Origin of the sequence: Lujinxingia litoralis, from assembly GCF_003260125.1 — a bacterium.
In the GTDB taxonomy this organism is placed as follows: domain Bacteria; phylum Myxococcota_A; class Bradymonadia; order Bradymonadales; family Bradymonadaceae; genus Lujinxingia; species Lujinxingia litoralis.
Map to the genome: position 1 here is coordinate 1 of NZ_QHKO01000023.1, position 3878 is coordinate 3878.

Annotated in this window: 1 protein-coding gene and 1 pseudogene; both read right to left on the reverse strand. The window is 65.7% G+C overall.

All coding sequences use genetic code 11. The features are described 5' to 3' along the window. Positions 1-1343, reverse strand: a pseudogene (locus tag DL240_RS19440) (hypothetical protein); the annotation flags it as partial. Between the two features lie 162 nt (positions 1344-1505). Then, positions 1506-3878 (reverse strand): right-handed parallel beta-helix repeat-containing protein (locus tag DL240_RS19445; RefSeq protein WP_146618439.1); only part of this gene is annotated, 2373 nt, incomplete at its 5' end.

Sequence of the window (3878 nt, forward strand, 5' to 3'; positions counted from 1 at the left end):
TGGCTGCCGCCGACCACGGTGTAGACGTTGCCCCAGGCGTCGGTGCCCAGCTGGTTAACGCTCACGCTGAGGGACCAGGTGCCCGGGTCCAGCGGGATGTGGGCGGTGCCCTGGCCGCTGAGCTGGCGGCTGTGAGAGATGCCCGCGCTGGCAACCCTGATGGTGAGGCTGCCGGTGGAGGGCAGGTCGTGGGACAGGGCCAGCCCCCCGTCGAGCGCGGCGTAGGTCTGGGTCAGGTGGGTAGTCTGGCCGCTCTGCACCGAGGCGGTGGTGGTGCGCGTGGCGGGCTCATAGGAGCTCCCGCCGGCGTTTACATTATGAAAGGTCAGGGTGTACTGCCCGGGCGCCAGCCCCGGGAGGTTGGTGACGTCGGGATAGGTGGTCTGGGCGGTGGAGGGGGCCGGGCCGGTCAGGGTCACGCTGGCGGCCGCGCCGGCGGGCAGTCCCTGGGTCACCACGTTGAGTTGGCCGGTGGCCATCCCAAAGTTGAGATGCGCGCTGGCGATGGCATCGCTTAAGACCTCAACGCTTTGCGGTGGCGCGCTATAGTTTAAGTCGCCCTGGGTCACATCGGCGGCGCTGACAACGTAGATGCCCGGGACGAGATCCTGGAGGGTGGTGGCGGAGTTGACCGTGGCGCTGTAGCCGCCCGGGCCGCTGATCGTGATGGTGGGCGAGACGCCGGCGGGAAGCCCCTGGAAGCTTACCTGAAGCTGACCGTTGGCCAGCCCGTAGGTGATGGTGGTGGGATCGTTGGCGCCGCTGGTCAGCGCGGCTGTGCGCACGGCGGCGTGGTAGGTCGTGGTCCCGTCGCTCACCTGCTGCGGGGTCAGGTGGTAGGTGCCCGGTGTCAGGTCATCAAAGAGCGCCGAGGCGTTGAGTATCACGTCGGTGTTCGGGCCGCTCAGGTTGACCTGAGGGGTGAGCGTGCCGGGGAGCCCTTCGATGATCACCTGCCAGCTGGCCGGTAGCAGCGCGTAGCTCAGGGTGAGCTCGACGTGCTGATCGGCCTCGATGGTCAGGTTTGCCACCGGCGCGTTGTAAGTCGCCAGATCCAGCACCATGTTCTGGGCCACCACCTGGTACTGGCCCACGGGGATTGCGTCGAGGATGCCGCCCTCGGGCACGCTCAGCGTGGTGTCGCCCACCAGCGCAATGTTGGGCCAGGGGCTCTCGGGGGGGAGGCCCTCCAGGCTCAGAGAGAGCGAGCCGGTCGCGTGGTCGATATCACCGCCGTCGTGCTCTCCGGCGTCCTGGTTTCGTCGTGCGTTGGGGCTGTCGCCACACCCCAGGGCCAGGGTGCCCAGGAGTAGGAGGGTGAGGAGATGGTGGAGGCGATGCATGGAGGCTCCTTCTATCGGGGAGCTCGGGAACGCGCGTGGGACGCGTGCCCCGGAGTGAAGTCGGGAGGGCGAACGTGGCTAATATGCCGGGGGTGAAGCAGGGGCCAGAGGGACCCAAAGCCGGAGAGGCGTTTTGCTCTCCGGCTTTGGGTGCTGGAGGCATTAGTGCCAGCGGAGGTTATCGATCACCACCTGGCCATCGGCCGGGGTGAGGTTTTGGATCTCGATGGTGTAGTCACCGCTGAAGTTGAGTCCGCTGGCTGTCAGGGTGTGGACGGTCTCGTCGGCACCGGAGCTGGCTCCGAAGGTGGGGCTGGTGGCCACGACGGTGCCATTGACCGCGATGGCGATCTGGCGAGCGGCGCTGCCGGCGAAGGCTTTGCGGTAGTCGACGCTGATTTCCGAGAGCGTGCCGCTTAAGTTCACGCTGCGCACGTAGTCGCCGACCTGGCGGAACATCAGGCCCTCGCCAGCGATCTGGTAGGCGCCGGCGGCGCGCACCCCGATAAGCTCCCAGTAGTAGCCCTGCGCGGTGGAGATGATGCCGCTGAAGTAGGTCTGGGAGCTGAGCCCGTGGCCGTAGAAGGGCTCAAACGATTGAAGGGCCGAGGGATCGAACTCCCAGGCTCCCAGGGCGCACATGCCGTTGACCGGGCGAGCGTTGCCGCGCTGGTCTTCGGTCAGGGGCTGGCCGGCTGCGTCGAGGCAGGAGGCCGCGGTGATGGTCAGCGCGGTGGTGAAGGCCGGGTTGATGGCGGCGGTATGGGTGAATCCGCCGTTGTTGCTCAGGGGCAGGAGGGGGTTGGCCAGGGGCGCGGCGCTGGTGCCGACCTGGTCGGTGGGATCCGCGATAAAGTCATCCACGGTGTCGTCGGACTGGATGTAGTTATGGCCCCGCGAGGCGATGAGGGTTCTGGTGCTCAGGCTGGGCAAACAGGTAAAAGCGTTGGCGTTGCCCGCGATGATCGAGCTCCCCAGAGTGATGGACGTGGCGGCGTCACAGAGTGAGGCGATGGCGTTGCCTGTGCCAGCGCTGTTGTTGAGGAAGGTGGTGTGCACCAGGGTCGCATCTTTATCGAACTGGTAGTAGGCGCCCCCGGAGTTGTTGGCGTGGTTGTCGACAAAGGTGACGTTTTCCACGGTGGCTTTATTTGAAGCATACACCGCGCCACCGTGGGTCTCCGCGGTGTTGTTTTGGAAGAGGGTTCGCCGCAGCACCAGCGTGTAGGAGGAGGTGGATATACCCGTGTAGGGAACGCTGATGGCGCCGCCGTTGGAATCGCTGAAGTTGTCTTTGAAGAGCGTATCTTCGACTTCCAGGCTGCTTTTAGAGCTGATGGCGCCGCCGGCATACCTGGCGTAGTTGTCTTCAAATTTGGAGCGTAGAATCACCAGCGTGTGACCATGAAGGTCGTTGAAGATCGCGCCTCCAAAGTCGCCATTGCTGTTGTTGTAGCGGAAGGTCGAGTCTTCGATCAGGAGCTCGCCGGTGGCATCGCTGATGGTGATCGCGCCGCCGCTGACGTCGTGGGAGGTGGCGTTGTTTTCGATCACGACGTTGCGCAGGCTAAAGCGCCCGCTGCTGTGGATGGCCGGGGAGCCCTGTGTGGTGTCAATGTCGGCGATGCGCAGGTTTTCGAGGTGCACATCGGCCTGGGGCAGGAATGAGAAGAGGCGATCGTCGCCGGTGGTGGTCAGCGTGAGCTGAGCGGGGCCCGGGCCCACGAGGGAGAGCTCCTTATCGACAAGGATGCGCGTCTCGGTCGTGACCCGGGTGACGGAGGGGGCAAAGGTGATGACGCTGCCGGCGTTGACGCGCCCGATCACCTCACGCAGCGAGCCCGGTCCCTGGTTGTCGTTGCGGGTCACCAGAGTGGGGTTACGCGCGGAGAGGGAGACCTGGGTGCTCTGGCCGCCGACGATCGAGAAGCCAATGTCGGCGCCTTCTACCTGGTAGGGGTTGCCGTAGAGGTCGGTCCCCAGGTTGTTGCTGGCCACGGTAAGCTCGTAGCTTCCCGTGCTCAGGGTAAGCTCATGGGTGCCGGAGCCGCTCAAGGTCACCTGCTGCGGGGCGTTGATGCCGTCGCCGATGTTCAGGGTCAGTGAGCCCCCCGGGGTGAGCGCGTGGTTCAGTGCCAGGGTTCCAAATCCCAGGGAGTAGCTCGCGGTGGCTTGAGCGGTCTGGCTGCTGGTCACATTCAGCGAGATCGTGTGGCCCGGTGGCGCGTAGCGCTCGCCATTGTGGACAACCTCCGCAAAAGCCAGGGTGTAGGTGCCCGGGGTGAGGTCATTCAGGAGCTTGGGCCCGGTGTGGGAGGTGAGGGTTGTGGCCGGGGCCGGGCCTGAGAGCGTGAAGGAAAAAAAGACGCCGGCCGGCAGGCCGGTGGCGCTGACGTTAAGCGAGCCGGGCACCACCTGGTAGGTCAGCGTGAGCGTGGCGCTCTCGCCACTGCGCACCTCCACGCTGCTCTGGGTGGTGCGGTAGGTGGCGGGGCCCGAGCTCACCTGGGCGCCGGTGGCGCTGTAGGTGCCCGG